The 22,509-nt window shown below is 63.5% G+C and carries 22 protein-coding genes; 12 read left to right on the forward strand and 10 right to left on the reverse strand.

Annotated features, from left to right (window positions below; genetic code table 11):
- Positions 1-660 precede the first annotated feature (660 nt).
- From JQ641_RS29720 to JQ641_RS29730, 3 genes are all read left to right on the forward strand, one after another.
- The gene (locus JQ641_RS29720) at positions 661-2,046 is read left to right on the forward strand and encodes an ABC transporter substrate-binding protein (protein ID WP_211999420.1); all 1,386 of its coding nucleotides are present in this window, start codon (positions 661-663) and stop codon (positions 2,044-2,046) included.
- A gap of 193 nt (positions 2,047-2,239) precedes the next feature.
- Positions 2,240-3,112, forward strand: coding sequence for a carbohydrate ABC transporter permease (locus JQ641_RS29725; RefSeq protein WP_211999421.1), 873 nt, complete (start codon positions 2,240-2,242; stop codon positions 3,110-3,112).
- Positions 3,109-3,960: a carbohydrate ABC transporter permease gene (locus JQ641_RS29730; RefSeq protein WP_211999422.1), complete on the forward strand. Its 852-nt coding sequence runs from the start codon at positions 3,109-3,111 to the stop codon at positions 3,958-3,960. Before JQ641_RS29725 ends, JQ641_RS29730 begins: the two co-directional genes overlap by 4 nt.
- Here the strand turns inward: JQ641_RS29730 and JQ641_RS29735 are convergent.
- The 3 genes from JQ641_RS29735 to JQ641_RS29745 are packed head-to-tail and all read right to left on the reverse strand — an operon-like array spanning position 3,955 to position 6,901.
- Entirely contained in the window at positions 3,955-4,770 is an 816-nt protein-coding gene (locus JQ641_RS29735) for an ABC transporter permease (RefSeq protein WP_211999423.1), read from the reverse strand. The genes JQ641_RS29730 and JQ641_RS29735 overlap by 6 nt on opposite strands.
- Positions 4,770-5,684 carry an ABC transporter permease gene (locus JQ641_RS29740; protein WP_211999424.1) on the reverse strand — a complete coding sequence of 305 codons (915 nt, stop codon included), beginning with the start codon at positions 5,682-5,684 and terminating at the stop codon, positions 4,770-4,772. The genes JQ641_RS29735 and JQ641_RS29740 overlap by 1 nt, the downstream gene beginning before the upstream one ends.
- Positions 5,681-6,901: an ABC transporter ATP-binding protein gene (locus JQ641_RS29745; protein ID WP_502755010.1), complete on the reverse strand. Its 1,221-nt coding sequence runs from the start codon at positions 6,899-6,901 to the stop codon at positions 5,681-5,683. Before JQ641_RS29745 ends, JQ641_RS29740 begins: the two co-directional genes overlap by 4 nt.
- 145 nt (positions 6,902-7,046) lie before the next feature.
- Between JQ641_RS29745 and JQ641_RS29750 the strand changes: the two genes are divergently transcribed.
- Together JQ641_RS29750 and JQ641_RS29755 are read left to right on the forward strand one after the other, a co-directional pair.
- Complete coding sequence (locus JQ641_RS29750; RefSeq protein WP_249150834.1) at positions 7,047-8,378, forward strand: tetratricopeptide repeat protein; 1,332 nt, start codon at positions 7,047-7,049, stop codon at positions 8,376-8,378.
- A gap of 5 nt (positions 8,379-8,383) precedes the next feature.
- Positions 8,384-9,373, forward strand: a complete 990-nt coding sequence (locus JQ641_RS29755) for a GlxA family transcriptional regulator (RefSeq protein WP_211999425.1) — start codon at positions 8,384-8,386, stop codon at positions 9,371-9,373.
- On the opposite strand, the gene JQ641_RS29760 is transcribed toward JQ641_RS29755, so the two are convergent.
- The 4 genes from JQ641_RS29760 to JQ641_RS29775 all read right to left on the reverse strand — a co-directional run bounded on the left by JQ641_RS29760 (position 9,360) and on the right by JQ641_RS29775 (position 15,665).
- Positions 9,360-10,160 carry a crotonase/enoyl-CoA hydratase family protein gene (locus JQ641_RS29760; RefSeq protein ID WP_211999426.1) on the reverse strand — a complete coding sequence of 267 codons (801 nt, stop codon included), beginning with the start codon at positions 10,158-10,160 and terminating at the stop codon, positions 9,360-9,362. The two genes, JQ641_RS29755 and JQ641_RS29760, sit on opposite strands and share 14 nt — an antisense overlap.
- Positions 10,161-10,314: 154 nt before the next feature.
- Positions 10,315-11,328 carry an adenylate/guanylate cyclase domain-containing protein gene (locus tag JQ641_RS29765; RefSeq protein WP_211999427.1) on the reverse strand — a complete coding sequence of 338 codons (1,014 nt, stop codon included), beginning with the start codon at positions 11,326-11,328 and terminating at the stop codon, positions 10,315-10,317.
- Entirely contained in the window at positions 11,325-12,812 is a 1,488-nt protein-coding gene (locus tag JQ641_RS29770; protein ID WP_211999428.1) for a glycerol-3-phosphate dehydrogenase, read from the reverse strand. The genes JQ641_RS29765 and JQ641_RS29770 overlap by 4 nt, the downstream gene beginning before the upstream one ends.
- A gap of 150 nt (positions 12,813-12,962) precedes the next feature.
- The gene (locus tag JQ641_RS29775) at positions 12,963-15,665 is read right to left on the reverse strand and encodes a sensor domain-containing protein (RefSeq protein ID WP_211999525.1); all 2,703 of its coding nucleotides are present in this window, start codon (positions 15,663-15,665) and stop codon (positions 12,963-12,965) included.
- A 261-nt stretch (positions 15,666-15,926) separates the two neighbouring features.
- Between JQ641_RS29775 and JQ641_RS29780 the strand changes: the two genes are divergently transcribed.
- Positions 15,927-17,030 (forward strand): NAD(P)/FAD-dependent oxidoreductase, encoded by a 1,104-nt coding sequence (locus JQ641_RS29780; protein WP_211999429.1) that lies wholly within the window; start codon positions 15,927-15,929, stop codon positions 17,028-17,030.
- A 101-nt stretch (positions 17,031-17,131) separates the two neighbouring features.
- Here the strand turns inward: JQ641_RS29780 and JQ641_RS29785 are convergent, their stop codons facing one another.
- A complete protein-coding gene (locus JQ641_RS29785) occupies positions 17,132-17,317 on the reverse strand; it encodes a YdcH family protein (RefSeq protein ID WP_192736781.1) in 186 nt (61 codons plus the stop codon).
- 239 nt (positions 17,318-17,556) lie between these two features.
- Here JQ641_RS29785 and JQ641_RS29790 point away from each other — a divergent pair, with 239 nt between their 5' ends.
- The 3 genes from JQ641_RS29790 (at position 17,557) to JQ641_RS29800 (ending at position 18,593) form a co-directional block, all read left to right on the forward strand.
- Complete coding sequence (locus JQ641_RS29790; protein WP_192736782.1) at positions 17,557-17,763, forward strand: YdcH family protein; 207 nt, start codon at positions 17,557-17,559, stop codon at positions 17,761-17,763.
- A gap of 342 nt (positions 17,764-18,105) precedes the next feature.
- Positions 18,106-18,318, forward strand: coding sequence for a hypothetical protein (locus tag JQ641_RS29795; protein WP_211999430.1), 213 nt, complete (start codon positions 18,106-18,108; stop codon positions 18,316-18,318).
- 23 nt (positions 18,319-18,341) lie between these two features.
- The gene (locus JQ641_RS29800; protein WP_211999431.1) at positions 18,342-18,593 is read left to right on the forward strand and encodes a hypothetical protein; all 252 of its coding nucleotides are present in this window, start codon (positions 18,342-18,344) and stop codon (positions 18,591-18,593) included.
- A 127-nt stretch (positions 18,594-18,720) separates the two neighbouring features.
- Here JQ641_RS29800 and JQ641_RS29805 read toward each other — a convergent pair whose 3' ends face one another.
- On the reverse strand, positions 18,721-19,401 hold the full coding sequence (locus JQ641_RS29805) for a GGDEF domain-containing protein (RefSeq protein WP_211999432.1): 681 nt from the start codon (positions 19,399-19,401) through the stop codon (positions 18,721-18,723).
- Between the two features lie 151 nt (positions 19,402-19,552).
- Here JQ641_RS29805 and purE point away from each other — a divergent pair, with 151 nt between their 5' ends.
- Complete coding sequence (gene purE / locus JQ641_RS29810) at positions 19,553-20,041, forward strand: 5-(carboxyamino)imidazole ribonucleotide mutase (protein ID WP_211999433.1); 489 nt, start codon at positions 19,553-19,555, stop codon at positions 20,039-20,041.
- A complete protein-coding gene (locus JQ641_RS29815; RefSeq protein ID WP_211999434.1) occupies positions 20,038-21,138 on the forward strand; it encodes a 5-(carboxyamino)imidazole ribonucleotide synthase in 1,101 nt (366 codons plus the stop codon). The genes purE and JQ641_RS29815 overlap by 4 nt, the downstream gene beginning before the upstream one ends.
- A 39-nt stretch (positions 21,139-21,177) precedes the next feature.
- Here the strand turns inward: JQ641_RS29815 and aqpZ are convergent, their stop codons facing one another.
- Positions 21,178-21,900 carry an aquaporin Z gene (aqpZ, locus tag JQ641_RS29820; protein WP_192736787.1) on the reverse strand — a complete coding sequence of 241 codons (723 nt, stop codon included), beginning with the start codon at positions 21,898-21,900 and terminating at the stop codon, positions 21,178-21,180.
- Positions 21,901-22,162: 262 nt separating this feature from the next.
- On the opposite strand from aqpZ, the gene rpsU reads away from it, so the two are divergent.
- A complete protein-coding gene (gene rpsU / locus JQ641_RS29825) occupies positions 22,163-22,471 on the forward strand; it encodes a 30S ribosomal protein S21 (protein WP_192736788.1) in 309 nt (102 codons plus the stop codon).
- Positions 22,472-22,509: the final 38 nt, after the last annotated feature.

Here is a 22,509-nt window from a genome sequence, read left to right on the forward strand (position 1 = left end):
GCGTACGGCGAAAGCGTGTGGTCCTGGCGCCCGTAACGGCGTCAAGTCCTGCGGGAGCTAACGCTTCCGAGGGGCGACGGTGGCAATAGAGGCCGTCTCACCGGGGAGAGCGCGTCATAAGCCGTAAAGCCATTGCGCAGGGAATGTCGGATGCTCTCCGCTGCCCTGTATGCTCATGTGCAGCATTCTTATGCACAATCGCACATGAGACCGCGGGTGCAGCGCGCATCCGGCATTCCCTGCGCCCTCTGATTTCGAGGGCAAGGAAGTTTCTGGCAAAGCTCGGGCTTATCAGGCCGCGAGAATGCGAAGCGATGTCACGTCGCGGCCCAAATGGGCAATTGCGCAGGCAAAGCCGGTATCCCATAGCCGCCGATGCACATGTTGTATGAAGCGATGCCGAAGTTGGATTTGGCTGGAACTTCAATCCCTCTCACAATCAAGATGGATGGCGGCGCCCGTTCACAATTGCGCCCCAGGCCGGGACGACAAGACTGAAAAGACGTCGTTTGACGCCCGATTGCCTGGCCAGGACGAACGCTTGGCCTGGCTGGAACCACCCTACACAAGTTTGCAACGCGGCATCTAGATCGCGCCGTTTGGTTGCGCTATCACTAATCCAACCGGTCAAAAACCCCGGCAAAATTCAGGGAGAACAACGTGAGATTCAAGGGAATTGGTGCAGTTTCACTCGCGGTCGCGGCTGCAGGGCTGTTTTACGCCACAGCGCCCGCGATGGCCCAGCAAAAAACCATTACCGTCTGGTTCGGCAAGGGCTTCTACAAGTCCGAGGACGACGCGCTGCTTGAGGCGATCAAGAAGTTCGAGGCCAAGACCGGCATCAAGGTTGAACTGTCGCAATACGCCATTCAGGACATGATCCCGAAGACGGTGGCGGCGCTGGATTCGGGCACGGTGCCTGACGTCGCCTATTCCGACAGCTACGACGTGCAGGCGCAGGGCAAATGGGCCTATGAGGGCAAACTCGAGGACCTCGGCGACATTCTGCTGCCGATGAAGTCGGCGTTCGCGCCGAACACGCTGGAGACCGCGCTGCTCTACAACGACGTGGCCAAGAAGAAGGCCTATTACGGCTATCCGCTGAAGCAGCAGAGCATGCACGTCCAGATCTGGAGCGACCTGCTGGAGCAGGCCGGCTTCAAGCAAAGCGACATTCCGACCAAGTGGGAAGATTACTGGTCGTTCTGGTGCGACAAGGTGCAGCCCGCCATCCGCAAGGCCACCGGCCAGCGCATCTATGCCGTCGGCCAGCCGATGGGCGTGGAATCCACCGACTCGTTCCAGTCGTTCTACACCTTCATGGACGCCTACAACGTCAAGCTGGTCGACGACGACGGCAAGCTGCTGGTCGACGATCCCAAGGTGCGCCAAAACCTGATCAGCGCGTTGAAGGATTACACCGACACCTATACCAGGGGCTGCTCGCCGCCCTCCTCCACCACCTGGAAGGATCCGGACAACAACGTCGCGTTCCACAACAAGACCATCGTGATGACGCACAACTTCACGATCTCGATCGCGGCAAAATGGCTCGACGACGCCAACAACCCGGCGCTGACGCCGGAACAGCGGGCGCTCGGCAAGAAGAACTACGACGAGACCATCATCACCGCCTCGTTCCCCAACAAGCCGGACGGTACGCCGATCAAGTACCGCTCCGACGTCAAGACCGGGCTGATGTTCACCGCGGCCAAGAACAAGGCCGAGGGCAAAGAGTTCATCAAGTTCCTGCTGCAGGAGGAAAACCTTCGGCCCTACATCGAAGGCGCGCTCGGCCGCTGGTTCCCGGTGACGACCGCAAGCCAGCAGAGCCCGTTCTGGCAGGCTGACCGACATCGCAAAGCCGTCTACACTCAGTTCACCGGCGGCACCACGCCGTTCGACTTCACCAAGAACTGGAAGTTCACGATCCTGAACAACGAGAACGTCTGGGCCAAGGCGATGAACCGGGTGGTGAGCGAGAAGGTTCCGGTCGATAAAGCCGTCGACGAACTGATCGCCCGCCTCAAGCAAATCGCGGGTTAAAGAGCAAACGATGCCGGCCGCCGCGGAAGTGTCGTCCCTGCCGAGTGCGCAATTGCGCACGGAGCAGGGACCCATACGCCGCGGCGGTCGTTTTGGATGAAACTGGTCGATGGCCTTCGTTCAACCACGAAAGCCTGTGGTTATGGGTCCCTGCGTTCGCAGGGACGACGACGTAGATTAGAGCAAGAACACAATGGCGATTACGATCTCGGGCGATCAGGCGATGCCAGGCCCGCCGCTGTCGGCCCGGCTGACCACCCCGCAGGTCTGGGGCATCGTGCTGGTGGCGCCCTACCTGCTGGTGTTTCTGGCCTTCGTGGTCTACCCGGTCGGGTACGGGCTGTGGCTGGCGCGTCATCCGGCGAGCTATGTCGCGCTCTATCACGATCCGATCTTCGCGCGCGCCGCGGTCAATACGCTGATCTTCCTGCTGGTCGGCATCAACCTCAAAATGATGATCGCGCTGCTCCTGTCCGGCTTCTTCGCCCAGCAGCGCCCCTGGATCAAATGGCTGTCGGTGCTGTTCATCCTGCCCTGGGCAGTGCCTTCGATCCCGACCATTCTCTCCGTGCGCTTCATGTTCAACCCCGAATGGGGCGTGGTCAATACGCTGATCTTCAAGCTCACCGGCGATGACGGCCCGAACTGGCTCAATGACCCCACCGTGGCGCTTTCCATGGCGATCGGCGTGCACATCTGGAAATCGTTGCCGTTCTGGACGCTGATCCTGATGACCGGGCGGCTCGCGATCTCGCACGATCTTTACGAGGCGGCCGAAGTCGACGGCGCCAGCCGGACGCAGAAGTTCCGCTTCATCACCTGGCCGTCGATGCAGGCGCTGTATCTGACCTGCACCCTGCTCTCGATGATCTGGACGCTGGGCGACTTCAACAGCGTCTATCTCTTGACCGGCGGCGGCCCCGCCGATCTCACCCATGTGCTGGCGACCCTCGGGATTCGCTATCTGCGGCTCGATCAGCTCAGCCTGGCGATGGCGTCCATCGTCTGCGCGCTGCCGTTCGTGCTGCCGCTGATCTATTTCATGATGAAACGGTTGTCGCGATGAAACTGCCAACGCTACGCGAAGTCGGCGTCGAAGCCCGCCTCCTGCTGATCGGGATTCCCGTGTTCCTCTGGACCATGATCCCGATCTACCACATGTTCCTGTTCGCGATTTCGCCGAAGGAAGATGCGTTCTCCGGCAAGCTCTGGCCGGCGCATCCGACGCTGAACAATTTCCGCATCGTGTTCCATCAGGAGCATTACTTCCTGCGGGATTTCTGGATCCAGTTCTGGAATTCGATCGTGATTGCGCTCGCGGCCGGCGCGCTGACGCTGCTGATCGCGACCGCGGCGGCGTTTGCGATCTCGCGGCTCAAGGTGCCCGGCGGGCGGTGGGTGATGAATCTGGCGCTGTTCACCTATTTCATCCCGGCGGCGTTCCTCGCCGTGCCGATGTACCGGACCATGGGCAATTACGGCCTGCTCAACAATCACTGGTCGCTGATTCTGGCGATGGTGACGATCGCCTCCCCCTACGCGATCTGGGTGCTGAAGCAGGCCTCCGACAAGCTGCCGGTCGAACTCGACGAAGCCGCCACCATGGACGGCGCGACCATTCCGCAGCTGTTCAGGCTGGTGTACGTGCCGCTGATGATGCCGTCGCTGGTGGCGATCGGCACCTACGCGATCCTGCTCGCCTGGAACGAATATCTCTACGCGTTCCTGCTGCTCTCCAAGGACACCGAAATCACGCTGCCCGTGGCGCTCGGCAACTTCCTCGCCGCGGACGATTCGCCCTGGGAATTGCTGATGACGACGGGCTTCATCTATGCCCTGCCGCCGGCCGCGATCTACTACGCATTCAAGCGGTATATGGTGGGCGGGCTGACGGCGGGTGCGGTGAAGTCATAACGGCGCCGCGCTCTTGCCTTGCGAGCTCGAAAGCTTCGAGGCGGACGAGGCAACCACGATCACCACAGCGATCAGCGCGATCACCATCGTGCAGATCGCGTTGATCTGCGGCTTCACCCCGAGCCGCACCTCGGAATAGATCCGGATCGGCAACGTCGCCGAACCCGGGCCTGTCGTGAAACTCGCGATCACGACATCGTCGAGCGACAGCGTGAACGCCAGCATCCAGCCCGCCACGATCGCCGGGACGATCAGCGGCAGCGTCACCTTGAGAAACGCCTTCACCGGATCGCAGCCGAGATCCATCGCGGCTTCCTCGAGGCTGCGGTCGATGGAGGCGAGGCGCGACTGCACCACCACGGTGACGAAGCACATCGTCAGCGTGGTGTGCGCGATGGTCACGGTCCAAAAACCGCGCTCGGCGTTGAGCGCCACGAACAGCAGCAGCAGCGACAGGCCGGAGATCACTTCTGGCATCACCAGCGGCGCATAGAGCATGCCCGAGAACAGCGAGCGGCCCTTGAAACGCTCGCCGCGCGCCAGACCAATCGCGGCCAGCGTGCCGAGCAGGGTTGCGACCGTCGCCGACACCGCGGCGACGCGCAGGCTCATCCAGGCCGCGTCCAGCATGGCGCGGTCGTTGAAGAACTCGGTGTACCAGCGCAGCGACCAACCGCCCCACACCGTCACCAGCCGCGAGGCGTTGAACGAGTAGATGACGAGAATGACGATCGGCAGATAGAGAAACGCCAGCCCCAGCGCCAGCGAGGTGATGTTGAACGGCGAAATCCGGTTCACCTGGCGGGTCATCAGCCCCCTCCCCGCAGCGTGCCGCGCTGCAGCCGGTCATAGAGCAGCAGCGGCGGTATCAACAGCAGCAGCAGCGCGACGGCGGCTGCGGAAGCGACCGGCCAGTCCTTGTTGGTGAAGAATTCGAGCCACAGCGTCTGCCCGATCATCATCGAACCGGAGCCGGCCAAGAGATCGGGGATTACGAATTCGCCGACGATCGGGATGAAGCACAGCAGCGCGCCGGCGCCGACGCCCGGCAGCGACAGCGGAAACGTCACCAGCCAGAACGCGCGTCCCGGCGAGGCGCCGAGATCGGACGCCGCCTCGATCAGCGCGCCGTCCATTTTGGCGAGCGTGGCATACAGCGGCAGGATCATGAACGGCAGATAGGAATAGACGATGCCGATATACATCGCAGTGTCGGTCGACAGCCACACCACAGGCGTCGAGACGATATGCAGCGCCAGCAGCACCTTATTGAGCAGGCCGTCATGCTGCAGGATATTGATCCAGGCATAAATCCGGATCAGGAACGAGGTCCAGAACGGCACGATGACCAGCATCATCGCGATTGGTTGCCAGCGCTGCGGCAGCCGCGCCATGCCATAGGCGATCGGGTAACCGATCACGAGCAGGATCGCCGTCGAGGTCACCGCGACGAATATGCTGCGCAAGTACGAGGAGATGTAGAGACTGTCCGAGACCAGCAGCTTGAAATTGTCGAGCGACAGTTCCGCCAACGCGGCCTTGATCGCAGCCCATCCTGCGCTGAGATCGAACAGCGGCACGTAGGGTGGCTGCGCGATCGCGGTCTGCGACAGGCTTATTTTGAGCACGAAACCGAACGGCACCAGGAAGAACAGCACCATCCACAGATAGGGCGCGATCGCAGCCAGCCGCGCCGGACGGGCGAAGATGCTGCGCGCACTCATTGTTCCAGCACCATGCAATCGTCAGGCGTGAACCACGCTACCACGCGCTGGCCCGCGAGATAGGCGTCGATATCGAGCCGCGCGGTATTGGCCACAGATGCGCGCACCACCACGCCGGATTCCAGCTTGACCTTGTACGCGGTGAGCCCGCCGAGATAGCTGACATCTGTCACCACGCCCTCGAGCCGGTTGATCGCATGCGTATTGGCCGCATCCGACACCGGGGCGCGGCGCGACAGTTTCACCTTCTCGGGGCGGATCGCGACGCAGACCGTGGCCTTGGTAACCCGCTGGCGCGGCTCGGTGACCGCAAGCGTGACACCCTCCTTGGTCGTGACCAGCAGCCGGTTATTTTCGCGCCAGCCAACCTCGCCATCGAACAGATTGACGTCGCCGATGAACTCCGCGACCCAGCGCGAATGCGGTGCCTCGTAGAGCTCGCGCGGGGTGGCGACCTGTTCGAGGCGGCCGGCATCCATCACGCCGATCCGGCCCGCCATCGTCATCGCCTCTTCCTGGTCGTGGGTGACGATGATGAAGGTCATGCCGAGCCGGCGCTGCAGGTCCATCAATTCGAGCTGCGTGCTCTCGCGCAGCTTCTTGTCCAGCGCAGCCAGCGGCTCGTCCAGCAGCAGCACCTGCGGGCGGCGGGCCAGCGAGCGCGCCAGCGCCACGCGCTGCTTCTGGCCGCCGGAGAGCTGATCGGGCTTGCGCTTCTCCATGCCTTCGAGCTTGACCAGCGCAACCATCTCGGCGACGCGGGTGGCGATCTCATCGCGCGCCATGCCGGCGCGCTTGAGGCCGAACGCGATATTGTCTCGCACCGACAGATGCGGAAACAGCGCGTAGTTCTGGAACATCATGTTGACCGGGCGCAGATGCGGCGGCACCTGCGCGATGTCCTTGGCCCCAAGCAGGATGCGGCCCTCGTCCGGCGTCTCGAAACCGGCGAGCATCCGCAGCAGCGTGGTCTTGCCGCAGCCGCTCGGACCCAGCAGCGCAAAAAATTCCCCGGCGCGGATATCGAGCGACAGCCGGTCCACCGCGCGGAAACTGCCGAACGTCTTGCCGACCCCCTCGATGCGCAGCAGCGGCATGTCGGCGGCCGGTTCGAGCTGCGGCGCAGGGCCTACAGGCGCTTGAGGTGGCGGCTCCGGCTTTGCGGGGCCCGCGACCCCATCGGCCTTCGGCGTAATTTCCGGCGATTCCTCGGTCATGTCCCCTGCCAGCCCTCGCTGCCGCACGCTAGCGGCGGATCGGCACCGGCTCAACCGCTTCGCGCCGCACAGTCACAATATTATCGCCGTCGCCGGTCATGTCTCTGCTAGGCTTGGCACTCACCGCGCATCGTGGAACGAGAAAATGAACCGGGACCGATATGATCTGCCGCTGACGACGACCTCCGATCGCGCCGCCGCGCATTATCGCGACGGCATGGACTGCATGTTGTCGGCCTGGCACGGCGCCGAGGACGCCTTCGACCGCGCGATCCGGGAAGACCCCGGCTTCGCACTGGCGCATATCGCGCGCGCCCGCCTGCATCAGCTCAATATGCAGGGCAATGAAGCGCGCCGCATGGCCGCCCATGCACGGCAACTCGCCGCCGGCGCCGACGCCCGTGAGCGCCATCATATCGATGTCATGGCTGCCGTGATCGAGGGCAAGCCGAAATTGGCCGTCAGCGGCGCGGAAGCGCATCTCGGGGAATATCCCCGCGATGCGCTGGTGCTGTCGATGCTGCTCGGCGCCTTCGGGCTCTACGCGTTTTCAGGCCGTGCCGACCACGACGCCGCCAAGCTTGCGGTATGCGAGCGTGTCGCCCGGCATTACGGCGAGGATTGGTGGTTCCTGAGTTATCTCGGCTGGTCGCATACCGAAGCCGGCAACCTCTCCACCGGCCGCACTTTGAGCGAACGCGCGATGGGGTTACGGGCTGCGAACGCCAACGCCGCGCACGGCCTGTCGCACGCGATGTTCGAGCAAGGCGACATGGCGGCGGGCCGCCAGTTTCTTTCCGCGTGGCTTCCCGCGCACGACCGCAAGAGCTTCCTGCACGGGCATCTGTGGTGGCACATCTCGCTGACCGCGCTCGACGAAGGCGATCTCGAAGGCGCGCTTGCGATCTACGAGCAGCAAATCAAGCCGGCCGACCGCCCCTACCCGCCGCTGAATATTTTCACCGACGGCGCTTCGCTGCTGTGGCGGCTGTCGCTGGCCGGCAAATCCGGGCTGGAGCCGCATTGGCGCGACGTCGCCGCCTATGGCGAAAAATATTTCCCGCAGGCCGGGGCGCATTTCGCCGACGTGCATCATGCGCTGGCCGCCGCCGCAATCGGCGGTGAGGCGCTGGACACGCGGCTGGCGCAGCTGGAGGCCCGTGCCGCCGACGGTAAACTGCCGCCGGGCCGCGCGGCCATCGACATGTGCCGCGGCATGCGGGCCTTCACCGACGGCGATCATGACGGCGCGATCCGCCTGCTTGAACCCGCGATGGCCGAATTGGTGCGGATCGGCGGCAGCCACGCCCAGCGCGAATTGTGGGAGGACACGCTGATCGCGGCCTATTTGCGCGGTGGACACCGCGAGAAGGCCGCCGGGCTGATCTCCACCCGGCTCGAACGCAGGCCGTCCGTGCGTGACGCGGCCTGGTCGCGGGAGACGCAGCGAGCGGTGAAAAACGATTCACCGCAATAAATCTCATGAAAATCACGATCGTGGCATTCGAAGGCTGCATGACCTCGGCGGTATTTGGCCAGGCCGATGCCTTTTCTCTCGCGGCCTATATTGCCGACAGTCGCGCCGATTCAAGCTGGTCGAGCCACGATATCCGGATCGCCACACCCAACGGCGCGCCCGTGCAGGGTTTTGGCGGGCATCGCATTGATCCGCATTGTTCGCTGCGTGATGCGCGCGACAGCAATGTCGTGCTGCTTCCTCCGATCCTCAACGACATCGAACAGACCTTGATGCAGGAAAGCGGCCTTGTCTCCTGGCTCGCATCCTTTCCAGCGCGTTCGACGCTGCTGGCATCGACCTGTACCGGCGCCTTCCTGCTCGCCGAAGCCGGCGTCCTCGACGGCCGGCGCATCACCACCAATCCGGCGTTCAGCGCGCTGTTCCAGCAGCGCTATCCGGGCGTAAGGCTGGCCCTCGACGAACGCATCATCGATGACAACATGGTCATCTGTGCCGGCGCGACCACGGCCTATCTCAATCTCGCGATCCATGTCATCGATCGGCTGGCCGGCCATGATCTTGCGGTATCGACGGCAAAGGCGCTATCGATCGACCGCAATCCGGAATCGCAACGTCCGTACTTCCAGTTCATCGCGCCCAAGGATCATGGCGACGATAAGGTTCTGCAACTTCAGAACTGGATCGAAGTTCATCATCACAAGCCGATTGGCATGGAAGAGATGACGAGCGCCGCGGCAATGAGCATTCGCAACCTCAACCGCCGCTTTGTTTCCGCCACCGGCTTGTCGCCGCAGCAGTATCTTCGCAGGGTCCGCATCGAGACCGCCAAGCGTCTGCTCGAAGGGCAGACCGCTCCGGTCGATCGCATTGCCGGACAGGTCGGATACGGCGACACGCGCGCCTTCATCCGGGCATTCGGGGCCGTGGCCGGGCTGTCGCCGGGCGAGTATCGTCGCCGATTCCGGGCGCACGCGGACGTCACCTCCCGGTAAAATTGGCGGCCCGCCGCTCCATCATCGACATCATTCCTTCGCGCGCGTCATCCGTGAGGGCAACAATTCGGCCTTCGGTCCGGATGTGTTCGACGGCGGCCCGAACCCCGTCGGTTTGCGCCAGCCGGGCGTTCGCAAGTGCTGCCCGGACCGCAAGTGGCGCGCAGGCCGCGACCTCACGGGCCAAATCCAGCGCGCGCTCCAGCTGTTCGCCAGGCTCTGCCAACACCTGCACCAGACCTGCGTTATGGGCGTCTTCAGCGCTGAACCCACCGCCGGCAAGGATACACTGCATCGCCCTGCCCCAGCCGATTGCCATCGGCAGCCGGATCGTCGCGCCGCCCAAGGGGAAGATGCCGCGTGTCGTCTCCTGCTGGCTGAACTGTGTCCCCTTCGCGGCCACGCACATATCGGCTGCAAGGGTCAGTTCCAGACCCGCCGTGTAGCAGCGTCCGTGGACCGCGGTGATGACCGGCTTCGCGCACGGCGGGCCGTAGAGCCGAAACGGGTCGCATTGGCCTGCCTTCAGGTAAGACGCAGAACCCTCGGCAATCGATGCCGGGATGACGTCGGCCAGATCCAGACCCGCACAGAACACGTCACCTTCGCCGCAGACCACCCCGCATCGCAATCGGTCTGACTGCGAGAGCGTCGTATATCCCTCGGCGAGCAGCCGCAGGGCTTCGCGGTTCAGCGCGTTCTTTACCCGCGGCCGGTTTATCCGCATCAGCAGAATATTGTCGACCTCGGTGATGATAACAGCAGATGTGTTGGCGTGGTCCTGCATGTGTTCTCCGCTCTGCATTGGCCCTGACGATCGCCTACAGATCAGAAGCCTTGCGGTGGTGACCATGGCCACATCGGCCAAATAGATTGCCGCTTCGGCCAAGCCGCCCGCGCCCCAATGCTGATGCTGCAATAGGATTGGCCGCGCGCGAAGTTCAGGCCTGGCGCTGAACGGCAAACACTTCGATCGCCGCCGCGCGGCCGCGCAACTGGGCAGTACCGAGCGGTTCAACGAGCATATTTGAATTGGGCCGGACGCGGCTGAGCAAATCGGCGGAGACCAGCAATTTGCGGCCGGCCTCCTTGCAATATTCCTGCAGCCGCGCGGTAACGTTCACGGTGTCCCCGAAATAGGCAAGCTGACGCCGCGAGCTGCCGCATTCGCTGATCACCACGGGACCGGCATGCAGGCCGGCCCGGAAACCCGGCACCATGCCGAACTCTTCCCGGTAGGAATCCGCCTTTCCCGCGATCGTATCCGCGATCGCAAAGAAGCAGTCGATGCAGTTTCCATCCGATTTCTTGCGGTCCAGCGGCCAGGTGACGATGACCTCGTCGCCGACATAGGCATGGACTTCGCCGCCATGCGCGACGATGGCCGCATCGATGTCGTAGAAAAACCGGGTAAGAAGGCCTTGCACGCGCAGTTCGCCCATCGCCTCGGCGAGCGAAGTGGAGCCCGCGAGGTCGAGGAACATCAGCACGCGCTCTTCCCGCACCGGGCGGCGATATCGCCCGAGCGCGACGTTGAGCAGCACCCGGGTGCCGACGAGACGTGTCAGCTCAAAAGCCAGTCCGACAAGCAGGGCCCCGAAAAACGCAGCCACGAAGATCTTGGGGAACGTGTCAACCCGCCAGGCGGCTATCCTGTGCCAATAGAGCAGCGGCTCCAGACCCAGAAGAACGGATGCAACGACGACGGCCATAGTTGCGGAACGCAGTCCCAGATCCATCAAAAGCGGCCATCTGCTGATCCACTCACTTCGCCGCGAAGCAAAATAGAGATGGGTAGCCCAACCGGCGAGTGCAACGCCGATGCCGTGGAGGCCGCTTCGCAGATAGTTCGCCACGGTTGCTTCCAGTGGATTGTCCACGAGGTAGCGAAGCATCATCCCGAACAGCATGCCGAACACGGCGATGACCAGAGCCGGAAAAACAGAGCGTTTCATTTGCAATCCGTCCCCGACATCGCCGTCGCCATGAACGCCGCCAGCGCCTCGCGATCCGCCGGCGGCATGGTCAGGCCAAGCTTCGAGCGCCGCCACAAAATGTCGTCCGGGAAACGCGCCCATTCATGCTTCATGAGATAGCGCACTTCCGCGCCCGACAGTTCAGGCCCAAACGCCGGGCCAAGATCGCCGCGATCCCTGGCCTCGCCAAGGATCGCCTTGACGTTCGACCCATAGGCGCCGACCAGGCGGCGGGCGTGATCCTCGCTGAGAAACCGCCAGCGCGCGCGCACCTCGTCGACTTCGTTCTCGAAGCGGTTCCAGGTGAAATCGCCGCCGGGCAGCGCCGCCGTCGCAGTCCAGCGCGGCGACATCGGATAAAACGGCGTCAGCCTGGAGACGGCCCTTTCAGCACGCAGCCGCGAGGTGGTGACATCGCCGCCGAAGATCGTGAGCAGCGGCGCCTTGCGGCGAGCGTGGTCAAAGCTCATCGCGCCGTCCCACGCTGCCTGGTTGTTCGCGGGGTTCATCACCAGGTTGGCGCCGGAAACCGTCCGCACCACGTCGAACGGCTCGATCCGCTCGCGAAAATACCGGTTGGCGGCATCGCAAAGATAAGCCACGTCATTGGCCGCCATCGCGACAATGGCGGGATCACCCTTGAAGGCATGGCCAACGGTGCCGATCAGGGTGAAATCGCGCTCATAGGGGCTGGCGAAAATCAGCCGGCCGTCGCTGTTCTGGAATACGTAGACGTTGTCGGTGTCGAACAGGCGGCGGACGACGATCTGGCTCATCTGGATCGTGGCAAGCTGGGGCGGCGGCTGGCGCAGCACGGTCTCGGCGACGGTCGCGGTCCAGGCCCCGGTGGCGTTGACCAGCGCCCGCGCGGTCACGACCTGACGATGGCCACGATCGATCGTCACCAGCCGCCAGGTCTCGCCCCGCTCGGCGCGCGTGCAGCGGGCGCCGGTGCGGATCGCCGCCCCCCGGGCCGCCGCATCGACGGCGGTCAGCACAACCAGGCGGGAATCGTCGACCACGCAGTCGGAATATTCGAAGGCGGTTCCGAACGGCCGCTTCAGCGGATTGCCGACCGGATGGTGGGTGACGTCGACGGTGGCGGAGCGCGGCAACGGCGCGCGCGAGGCCAGCCGGTCATACAGCAACAGCCATGACCGTAACTGCCAGGCCGGGCGTTCGTCGACGTGGGCGGGGATGGCAAAGCGCATCGGGCGCACCAGATGTGGGGCGATGCGGAGCCAAATGTCGCGCTCGGCCAATGCCGCACGGACCCGAAGGAAGCGGCGCCGCTCCAGCCCCGCCAGATCGCCATGGACGAGCCGCGGCGAGGCCGAGGAGGCGCCCGCAGCAAGATCGCCCTGCTCCAGCAGGATCACACGCAGGCCGCGGCCGGCGGCATCGCGCGCGATGCCAACGCCGTTCAATCCCCCGCCGATGATCGCAAGATCGTAATCCGCCATGCAACGCTTACAGTCGAGAACCGAAGTGCACGACAACATAGCGTGTTCGCGCGAAGTGGATACCGGTTCGCATCGCAATCAAGTAGATCGCGTAGACTTATCTGCGGCAAAAACGCGTCAAACAAAAATTGTAGAGCCTGCGCGCAGGCTCTAGCCGGTCTTGCGCGTGGACTCGATGCTGTTGATGACGTTGCGCCCGACCAGCGCGGCGTATTGCCCGATCGGCAGGGGTTTGCCGATGAAATAGCCCTGCACCGCGTCGCAGCCCTCTTCCGACAGGAAGCCGAGTTGTTCCTGGGTTTCGACGCCTTCGGCGACGATTGACATTTCGAGGCCGTGGCCGAGGTCGATGACGGCGCGCACGATCGCGGCCGATTGCGGATTGCGCCCGAGATGCATGACGAACGCGCGGTCGATCTTGATCTTGTCGAACGGGAACGCCTGCAGGTAGCTCAGCGAGGAGTAGCCGCTGCCGAAATCGTCCATCGAGATGCGCACGCCGAGCGCCTTGAGCCGCCGGAGCAGCGCCAGGCCACGATCGAAATCCTCGATCAGCACGCCTTCGGTGATTTCGAGTTCGAGCCGATCCGGCGCCAGCCCGGTTTCGAGCAGGATCGAATGCACCAGACTGACCACATCGCCGTGCATGAACTGCGCCGGCGACAGATTGACCGCGATCTGCATCGGCACCGGCCAGGAGGCCGCCTCCCGGCAGGCTTCGCGCAGGATCCATTCGCCCATTTCGACGATCAGGCCGCTTTCTTCCGCCAGCGGAATGAAATCGCCTGGTGACACGAAGCCGCGTACCGGATGCATCCAGCGCGCCAGCGCCTCGAAGCCGATCACTTCGCTGCTGGCAACCGTCGGACCCGAGGTGGCCTGCGGCTGGTAGTACAGCGACAATTCGCCGTTCTTGATCGCGACCGAGAGGTCCTGGTGCAGCACGCGGCGGTCGCGGATCTGCTGGTCCATCTCGGGCTCGAAGACGCTGATCGAGCCGCGCGATTTTGCTTTCGCCCGGAACAGCGCCGCGCCGGAATTGGCGAGCAGGGCTGCCGCGTCCGACCCGTTGTGCGGAAATACCGAGATGCCCGTGGTGGCACCGGCCCGAACCGGCTTGCCGTCGATCTGGAATTCCTTGGCCAGCGCGATCGCGACCTGCTCGGCCAGCGCGATGCCCGCGGAGGGCTGTTTGCCGTCGATGATCAACCCGAATTCGTCGCCGCCGAGCCGGGCCACCACGCCGCCGCGGGCGCAGTCCTGCAGGCGCTGGGCGACCTCGGTCAGCACCTTGTCGCCCATCGCGTGACCGAACACGTCGTTCACTTCCTTCAGCCCGTCGAGGTCGACGCAGAGCACCGCGAATTCCTCTTCGGTGCCCTCGCAGGCCTCGATCATCTGGGCCAGCGCCTGCAGGAAGGCGGCGCGGTTCGGCAGATCGGTCAGGCCGTCATGATAGGCCATGTGCGCCATCCGCGACTCGGTCTGACGGCGATCGGTGACGTCCTCATGGGTCTTGATCAGATATTGCGGCTCGCCGGCATCATCGAGCACCGTCATCCGGCGGGTCAGGAACAGCCGCAGGCCATCCTTGGTCGAAATCGGGTGTTCCTCGGTCAGAAGGCCACGCTTCTTGATCGCCGCCTCGTCGCGCGCGATGATCAGCTTGGCTTCGCGCGGGTTGAAGATGTCGGCAGCCGTCAGTCCGGTGGCGTCTTCGCGGCGGCGATTGAGGATGGTTTCGGCGCTGCGGTTGGCGAGCAGGTATTTTCCGTCCGAGACGCGCTCGACGATCAGCGAGACCGGAATGTTGTCGACCACGAGCTCGAGGAACTTCTTGGTACTCTCCAGTTCGCGCGACAACGAGCGGCGGTCGGTGACGTCGTCGAACAGCGCGATCAAGAATTCGGGCTGGTTGTTCTCATCGCGCGCGATCACGCGGTTGGAAGCGAGGACGCGCTTCTCGGAGCCGCGCTCGACCTCGAACTCGGTGCGGTGGTAGCCTTCCGGCGCCCTCAGCGCCGACTGGTCCGCGGTGTCGATCGTGCGTGCGGTTTCGGGTTGGAATATCTCGTCGGCGCGCTTGCCGACGATATGGTCGCGCGAGAAGCGCGAGAACCGCTCGAACGCGCGGTTGGCGAAAATATAGCGGCCGTCCTCGATGTTCTTGGCGGCGACGCAGACCGGAACGTTGTCGAGCACCGATTCCAGGAACTGCGTGGTCGACGCCAGCTTGCGCGAAAGCTTGCGCTGCTCCGTGCAATCCTCATGGGTCGCGACCGACCCGCCATTCGGCAGGCGGAAATACTTGACCAGGACCGATTTGCCGTTTGGCAGTTCGGTGATCAGGCCGTCCGCGGTGGCGGCCTGGGCATAGAATTCGTCGACGCTGACATCCAGTGCGCCGCGCTTGCGCCGCACTTCCAGCAGTTCCGGCCCGGTCATGTTGCGGGGAATGTCCGCGCGGACCAGGCCGTAGATTTCGAGATAGCGGTCGTTGCTGAAGATGATGCGCTGACGGGCGTCGGTCATCACCACGCCCTGGCTGAGATTGTTCAGGGCTGAGCTGACGAAGGCACTGCGCCGGAGTTGCGAGCGCTTGACCCGGCGCAGCGCCGACAGCACCCACAGCGCGGCCGCTGCCAGAAACGATACGACCACGATGCCGCCGATCAGCATCTCCCAGATCATGTTGGGGTCGAGGTCGCCGAAATAGCCCGACGGCGCCAAGCCGCCGGAAACGGGCGGCGCGGCCCATGCCAATCCGCACGACGCAGCGGTGGCGAGCAGACACACGAGGGCCAGCGCCGGAACTGAATCCCTCCCGCCTGCCTGCCAATTCTTGCCAGCCATCATTCACCCGCGGATTTCCCGGTGGAGTGTCTGGCTTGACGGGTTTGGATCGGGTAAACGCCTACCCTTGCAACCGGAAAATGCGACTCAAATTACGGCAATTGCCCTGACATGATTAATGCTTCACTAACGGGATGGGACCTAAGGGCATATGTCGAGGCAATCCAACGGGTTGTTGGGGCATACTTCTGAACGAAACGATAATAAAACAAGCGCGCCGCGGGCGGGATCCCGCGCCAAATTTCCGGGCCTGAAGCGTACATGGACAAGGTTGATTGCGTCGTCATCGGAGCGGGAGTGATCGGGCTCGCGATCGCGCGGCGGCTCGCCCAACAGGGCCGCGAAGTCATCGTGCTGGAGGCGGCCGAGGGCATCGGCACCATCACCTCATCGCGCAACAGCGAAGTGATCCACGCCGGTATTTATTACCGCGCCGGCAGCCTGATGGCGCAGATGTGCGTCAGTGGCAAACGGGCGCTCTACGAATATTGCAGCGACCATGGCATCCCGCATCGCAATTGCGGCAAGCTGATCGTCGCGACAACACCTGCGGAAACCGAAAAGCTGCAATCGATCCGCGCCCATGCCGAAGCAAATGGCGTCGACGACCTGCAGCTTCTGACCGGCGAAGCGGCGCGGGCCCTCGAGCCGGCGCTGAATTGCGACGCCGCCCTGCTTTCGCCGTCGACCGGCATCATCGACAGCCACGCCTACATGCTGGCGCTGATGGGCGATGCCGAGGAAGCCGGCACGGCTTACGCGTTCTACACGCCGCTGCTGCGCGCCCGGGCCAACGCGGGCAGGATCGAAATCGAGACGGGCGGCGATGCGCCGATGGTTCTGGAATGCAACCTGCTGGTCAACGCGGCGGGATTGGGCGCGCCTTCGGTCGCGCGCAGCATCGAGGGCATGCCGATCGAGTTGATACCGCCGGCGTATCTCGCCAAGGGCAATTATTTCAGCTGCAGCGCACGGGCGCCGTTTTCACGGCTGATCTATCCGGTGCCGGAGCCCGGCGGGCTCGGCGTGCACCTCACCCTCGACATGGCCGGCCAGGCGCGCTTCGGTCCGGACGTGGAGTGGGTCGAGAGCATCGACTACGCCGTCGACCCGGCCCGTGCCGAAAGGTTCTATCCGGCGATCCGGCGCTATTGGCCGACGCTGCCGGACGGAGCGCTGATGCCAAGCTATTCCGGGATCCGGCCCAAGATCGTGCCACCTGCGGTTGCCACGCAGGACTTCCTGATCCAGGGACCGCGCGCGCACGGCGTCACTGGACTGATCAACCTGTTCGGCATCGAATCGCCGGGACTGACGTCGTCCCTGGCGATCGCTGATCATGTTGGTGAACTCGCAGAGCAGTAAGCGATAAATACAAGATAAATTCGCAATACAACCTATACGGATGAGCGCAAAAGCGCCCATCCGACGGTGAATTACGTTTCGCTATTCTGCTGGAGACCGGTTTAGTGGACCGTATCGCTGGCGGTTTGCTTCAACCGCTCGATCTCGTCCTTGACCATCAACTTGCGGCGCTTCAACTCGACAATGTGCAGGTCGTCTGTGGAAAGGTGCACGAGCGCTTCGTGCAATTCGTTTTCGAGGATCTTGTGTTTACGTTCAAGTTCAACAAGATGCGCCTGTAGAGCCATACGAAATCTCCTCGGTGGGTGAAACCTCAGATTCGATCCGGACGAATGAGTGTACACCAGCCGCCGAATCTGTCGATGGCTATCCAGAATCGGGGCTCTCATTTTTTCGGATTTATCTGTAACCAATCGTGACTATGGAACCGGGTCGGCTTGCGGACCGGGCCCGCAGGGACGATATTTCGCTGGCGGCTTCGCAAGCCGTCTACAACCTCATCGTGCTTTTGCAGTTAGCGTACGCCATGACCGACGAAGATGAGCGCGAGCTCGTAAACGAGCTTGCCCGGCTGCAGCAGGAGCATCGCGATCTCGATGCGGCGATCGACGCGCTGCATCAGTCGCCGGCACCGGATCTGCTGCGGCTGCAACGGCTGAAGAAGCGCAAACTGCAATTGCGCGACCGCATCGCCTTCATCGAAGATCAGATCACGCCTGATATCATTGCCTGATCGCAGGGTCTGATCGTAGGACCTGATCGCGCCGGCGCCGGGTGCTGCGGAGGACAAGCCGCACCACGACGAACAGCCGCAACCTGGATGCCGCTGATCGGTTCGCGCGAGTTTTTTTTCGGAACGGTTGGGCTATAGCCAGAAGACCGCCTGCCTGCGGCAAATCCCTTTTCCCCGAAATCCACAAGGCGCCGCGGTTTCGGCGAACTTTCAGAGCCGCGATCGGCCTCGCCGGCAGCCGGTTGAGTGCGGGAAAACCAATTTTCGCGCACGCTCTTTGCTTGACTCTAATAGAACAAAATAGGAACATACCTCCCTGCCGCCAGCAAAGGGAGTTCTGTCATGTCCGCACCACCGTCCCTGTCCGACAACAGCCGCTACGAGCAAGCCTGCGATCAGGCGATCGCGATGTGCGACGGCAATCTGCGCTCGACCATCAAGGCGCTGATCATGGCCAACGAATATCTGGAAGCCGAGCTGGAGGAATTGCAGGCGGCGATATCCGCCGGCTGCGTGCCGACCCAATCCTTGCGCACCAGCAGCACCGCTGCCTGACCAGCGAAACCGGAGCGACGACGATGGCCGATGTCACCTATTACGTTGCATTGCCATTTCTGCAGGACGATGACGGCTCGCCGGTCGCGGGCGCTGCCGAGGAGTGCCAGAGTTCGACCACCGCGCTGCGCCGCGCCGAGATCCTGTCGCGAGCCCCCGGCAGCATCGGCGCCGTCGCGTTCAGCCGCAGCGGCGATCCCATGATAGGCGAATTCGGCGACGCGCAATTGCTGCGGAAGTTCGGCAACGTGCCGGAAGATTTGAGCGGGCTGTAGTCGCTGCGAGCGTTCGTAGTTCGTAGGGTGGGCAAAGCGGAGCGTGCCCACCATTCAGTGCGATGATCAAAGATGGTGGGCACGGCGCAAGAGCGCCTTTGCCCACCCTACAAACTACGAATTCACCTCACGCCTCATGCCGCCGCTGCGCCTTGCGGATGTACATCGCGCTATCGGCCTCTTCCAGCGCGCGGCCCAATTCCGCGTGCAGGCCGAGGATCGTGACGCCGGCGGAGGCGCCCGCGGTCACGGTGCGGCCACCGAACACAAAGGTGAGGCGATCGATCGCCCCCTCCAGCAACGCCGCCTTGGCCCTGGCATCGGTTTCGCTGAGATTCCACAACAGCAGCGCGAACTCGTCGCCGCCGAGCCGGCCGATCACGTCAGATGCGCGCACATGGGCCAGCAGCGTCTTCACAATGGCCTTGAGCACCTCGTCGCCGGCGGCATGACCGAAGGCGTCGTTGATCGGCTTCAGGCGATCGACGTCGAGCACGATCAGGGCGCCGCTCGCGTGGTAACGCTTGATGAAGGCGATCGCGCGGTGCAATTCGCGCTCAAAACCACGCCGGTTCGGAATATCCAGCAGGAAGTCGGTATCGGCCGAGGCCTGCAGCTCCTCGATTCGTGCCCGAGCCCGCGCCAATTGCGTCTTGAGCCGGCGGATCGTCGATTTGGGGTCAACGGACGGAGCCGGGGGCGGGCTTGCGGACTTGCGGATCCCGCGCGGCGCGGCTTTTGGTCCTGCCGGGCCCGTTTTCGGGCGTTTTGCGGTTCCCGCAGCCGTCGCCCTGGTTTTCTTCTTCATGACCTTCCCTGTGCAGGCATGCGTATGAAGGCTTGCCCGGATTCACCAAGACAGGATAGTCCATTCCTAATCCCTTGCCATGCCTTGGATGACGCCCGGGCCGCCCCTATAATCGGTCTATGTTTCTGGATTCCCCGATAGAATTGACGAGATGACCGCACCGATCGCCATCATTATGGGAAGCCAGTCGGACTGGGAGACCATGCAGCACGCCGCCGACACGCTGGCGGCGCTCGGGATCGACTGCGAAAAACGCATTGTCTCGGCCCATCGCACCCCCGACCGGCTGTTTGCTTTCGCCAAGGGCGCCAAGGCGGCCGGTTTCAAGATCATCATCGCCGGTGCCGGGGGTGCGGCGCATCTGCCGGGCATGGCGGCAGCGCTGACCGAGCTCCCGGTGTTCGGCGTTCCCGTCGAATCCAAGGCGCTGTCCGGCCTCGATTCGCTCTATTCGATCGTGCAGATGCCCGCGGGCGTCCCCGTCGGCACCCTTGCGATCGGCAAGGCCGGCGCGATCAACGCCGCCCTGCTCGCCGCCAGCGTATTGGCGCTGCAGGATCCGGCGCTGGCGAAGCGCCTGGCTGCCTGGCGCAAGCAACAGACCGATGCGGTCAAAGAGCGGCCGGAGGGCTTGGCGTGACGGCTTCCAACAATGTGAAGCTGAAGCCCGGCGACACCATCGGAATTCTTGGCGGCGGGCAACTGGGCCGGATGCTGGCGATGGCCGCGGCGCGCCTCGGCCTCCGCTGCCAGGTGTTTTCGCCGGACCCGGATTCGCCGGCCTTTGACGTGGTGCTGAACGCCACCTGCGCGGAATATGCCGATGTCGAGGCGCTCGAACTGTTCGCCAACGACGTCAACGTCATCACCTATGAATTCGAGAATGTGCCGGCCGCCACCGCCATGGTGCTGGCGGCGCGCCGTCCGGTGCTGCCGGCCCAGAAGATCCTCGAGACCACGCAGGACCGGCTGGTCGAAAAGGATTTTGTGAAGCGGCTCGGTATCGGCACCGCCGACTATGCCGACGTGTCGTCGGTGGAAACCCTGCGGGCGGCGATCAAGAAGATCGGCCTGCCCGCCGTGATCAAGACCCGCCGCTTCGGCTATGACGGCAAGGGCCAGGCGATCATCCGCGACGGCGACGATCTCACCCAGGTCTGGGAAGACCTCGGCACCAAATCGGCGATCCTCGAGGCCTTCATTCCGTTCGAACGCGAGATCTCGGTGATCGCTGCGCGCTCGGTCGACGGCCAGGTCGAGAGTTTCGACGTCACCGAAAACGAGCACCGCGACCACATCCTGAAAATCTCGCGCGCGCCGGCGCAGATCTCGGATGCGCTGGCGGCGCAGGCGCGCGGCATCGCCGAGCAGATCGCAACCGCGCTGAATTATGTCGGCGTGCTCGCGGTCGAAATGTTCGTGGTAGCGGAAAATGGCGGGCCGAAAGTGCTGGTCAACGAGATCGCGCCGCGGGTGCATAATTCCGGACACTGGACGCTGGACGGCGCCTCGATCTCGCAGTTCGAGCAGCATATCCGCGCCATCGCCGGCTGGCCGCTCGGCAAACCGGTCCGTCATGGCGAGGTCACCATGACGAACCTCATTGGCGACGACATCCTCGGCTACGAGCAGTGGCTGACGGTTCCCGGCGCCACCGTGCACCTTTACGGCAAGGGCGCGCCGAAGCCGGGCCGCAAGATGGGTCACGTCACCGAAGTGTCGCCGCGCAAGAAATAGCCGCAAGCCCGCATCACGCGGGCTTGCGTTAGGCGGCCGCTAGGCCGGCCTGCGGCCCTCGACGACGCCGGAGGGCTCCTCGCTGAGCCAGCGATAGATCACACCGCCCAGCACCCCGCCGATCAGCGGCGCTACCCAGAACAGCCAGAGCTGCGCCAGCGCCCATCCGCCGACGAACAGCGCGGGGCCCGTGCTGCGCGCCGGATTCACCGAGGTGTTGGTGACGGGAATGCTGACGAGGTGGATCATGACCAGCGCCAATCCGATCGCCAGCGGTGCAAAGCCCGCCGGCGCCTTGCCATGCGTCGCACCCATGATGATGAACAGGAACATCATGGTCATCACCACCTCGGTGATGAAGCAGGCAACCATGCTGTATTTGCCGGGCGAATGTGCGTCATAGCCGTTCGACGCAAAACCCTTGGTGACGTCGAAACCGGCAGCGCCGCTCGCGATCACATAAAGCAGCGCCGCCGCCGCAACGGCGCCGATCACCTGCGCGATGATGTAGGGCGCGATTTGCCCGGTTGGAAAGCGCCCGCCGGCCGCAAGCCCCACCGTGACGGCCGGATTGAGATGGCAGCCGGATATATGGCCGATCGCGTAGGCCATGGTGACGACGCTCAGTCCGAACGCAAAGGACACCCCGACCAGTCCGATACCCACCTGCGGAAAGGCGGCGGCGATGACGGCGCTGCCGCATCCCGCAAATGTCAGCCAGAACGTGCCGATGGCCTCGGCGGCATATTTCTTCGTATCCATGGTTGTCTCCCCAGATTGTCGTTGCCGGGTTGCTCAAAACACCGGGAACAGCCTCGATCTGGGCACACAACTTCCCAAATCAGGGCCGAACGGCGTCAGATTTGCCGCATTTCATGGCTTAACTTGGTCCGGCTGTTCGCTTCACAGGTGGACATCACAGGTTTTGTCTGGTAAATGCCCGCCTTCAGGTTAAGGGCTAGGCCTTTCGCCAGCTCTTCGCTTTACCAGAATTCCTATCCGATCAATTGAAAGAGGATGCCGCGTGCAGGTTCTCGTCCGCGATAACAATGTCGATCAAGCCCTCAAGGCGCTGAAGAAGAAGATGCAGCGCGAGGGTATTTTCCGCGAGATGAAACTCCGCGGCCATTACGAAAAGCCCTCCGAAAAGAAGGCCCGTGAAAAGGCCGAAGCCGTGCGCCGCGCGCGCAAGCTGGCTCGCAAGAAGCTGCAGCGCGAAGGCCTGCTGCCGATGAAGCCGAAGCCGGTGTTCGGTGCTGGCCCCGGTGGCGACCGTGGTGGTCCCGGTGGCGGTCGTGGCGGCCCGGGTGCAGGTCCGCGCGGACCGCGCTGAACGACCGAGCAGATTTGAATTGGAAAGCGCGGGCCTCG

This window comes from Bradyrhizobium sp. JYMT SZCCT0180, assembly GCF_018130165.1.
Classification (GTDB): domain Bacteria; phylum Pseudomonadota; class Alphaproteobacteria; order Rhizobiales; family Xanthobacteraceae; genus Bradyrhizobium.